This window comes from Halobellus sp. Atlit-38R (assembly GCF_003665925.1).
In the GTDB taxonomy this organism is placed as follows: Archaea; Halobacteriota; Halobacteria; order Halobacteriales; family Haloferacaceae; genus Haloquadratum; species Haloquadratum inordinatus.
Genome location: NZ_QXIJ01000111.1, coordinates 1 through 634 on the forward strand (window position 1 = coordinate 1; position 634 = coordinate 634).

Sequence of the window (634 nt, forward strand, 5' to 3'; positions counted from 1 at the left end):
GCCCGCGAGACGATCGAGTACGAGGAGGCGCTCGCGCTGCCGGAGGGGCGGAAAGAGTGGCAGACGCGGCTGAGCCCGGTCGTCGACGAGGGATCGGTGACGCGGATCGTCGGCCTCGCTCGCGACGTCACGGAGCAGCGAGAGCGGGAGCGGACGGTCCAACGGATCAAAGACCGACTCGAACTCGCGGTCGAAGGCGCGAACCCCGGCGTCTGGGACTGGGACATGACCACTGACGAAGTCGAGTTCAACGACCAGTGGGCGGAGATGCTGGGCTACTCGCTCGACGAGATCGAGCCGCACCTCGACGCGTGGGAGCGCCGCGTCCATCCCGACGACCTCCCGGCGGTCGAGGACGCTCTGTCGGCCCACGTCGACGGCGAGACCGAGTACTACGACGCGGAACACCGGATGCGGACCGCGTCGGGCGAGTGGAAGTGGATCCGTGACATCGGGAAGGTGGTGGAGCGCGACGAGGACGGCGGACCGGTGCGCGCGGTGGGGATCCACCTCGACGTCGATGAGCAGAAGCGACGGGAGGAGGAGCTGCGACGGACCCGACGACTGATCGAGCGAACGCAGGAGAGCGCGTCGATCGGGTGGTGGGAGGTCGACCTGGTCGACGAGTCGCTGA

1 protein-coding gene is annotated in these 634 nt (G+C 68.6%); it reads left to right on the top strand.

Features of this window, described 5'->3' with window-relative positions:
* Positions 1-634 (top strand): PAS domain-containing protein (locus D3D02_RS18375; protein ID WP_121571332.1); only part of this gene is annotated, 634 nt, incomplete at both ends.